This is a genomic window from Bariatricus sp. HCP28S3_A7, assembly GCF_052066375.1.
Classification (GTDB): domain Bacteria; phylum Bacillota; class Clostridia; order Lachnospirales; family Lachnospiraceae; genus Allocoprococcus.
Map to the genome: position 1 here is coordinate 1 of NZ_JBQHSG010000083.1, position 1056 is coordinate 1056.

Below are 1056 nucleotides of genomic sequence, written 5' to 3' on the forward strand. Positions count from 1 at the left end.
TTCCTAAGATATCTCTATTATACAGCAAGTAAACCATTTAGGCTTGTATTTACTGCAAAATATATGAACTTTTCAAGGTACTATAGAGGGGCTTTTGACCCCAATATCATACAATGTCCCGATAAAATGTATAAATATTTTGGAAACCTGAAATATGCATTAGCAAGTATAGAAAATGACACGGTTCATTTTGATCCGGTGGAGGTATTTAATGACCCATTTGAATGTTATAGTGAATTGATATACATAGCAGATTCACAGCATTTTGGATTGATTAGTTTTTACATTTTACAGAACAATTTGAATACGGAAGACGACAACAAGCAGAATACTGATTTAGAGGACAGAATAAAGGAGACTCGGAATTTTGACATATATAATACAATTATGATGTGTTTAAAAACAAATCAAAGTTTTATGGAGCAAAAGGCAAAAGATTTTCCATATGGGCATAGCAAGCATGATTTGTATTTGTTTTTGCAAACTACGATAAATGAATCAGAGGAAGCACCATTAAAAATCGAGAAAAATGATGTAATCAATTATTTTTGCGAAAAATGGAACTTGTTGGATTACAAGGAACAATTAATAGAGGATGTATCAAAAAATTGTTCAGGAAAGGTTGGGAAGCAAGATCAAGGTATAAGAGTATCGTGTTTTTCGGAGCAGAACGATTCAATTCTAATGTGGGCATATTATGCCAATGGTTATAAAGGGATTTGTGTTGAATATGATTTTTCAGATATGGAAAATAAAAAAAGAATGTCACGTGTTCTATATAAAGAAAAAAGAACATTTTCTTCAAAATTTTGGTATAGAATAAAGGCACATTGTTGGAAACATGAGAAAGAGTGGAGAATGGTGCAGCGTCCACCGATAGAAGAAGCAAAATTATATGTGAAAAATATCTATTTTGGCATTAATTATGATTTTTCAAATGATAAATGAATATTATGGTGCGGCGGAGCCGCCAGTCCGATGTGGCGAGAGCCACCTGTCCGGACTAACGGAGCCACCCCATTTGTTTTGCTATTAAGTTATTTAGCCAGAGCTGGA

General features: G+C 33.4%; 1 protein-coding gene. It reads left to right on the forward strand.

Features of this window, described 5'->3' with window-relative positions; all coding sequences use genetic code 11:
* Positions 1-948: DUF2971 domain-containing protein (locus tag ACTNA4_RS16075; RefSeq protein ID WP_441031173.1), on the forward strand; the 948-nt coding region annotated here is incomplete at its 5' end.
* Positions 949-1056: the final 108 nt, after the last annotated feature.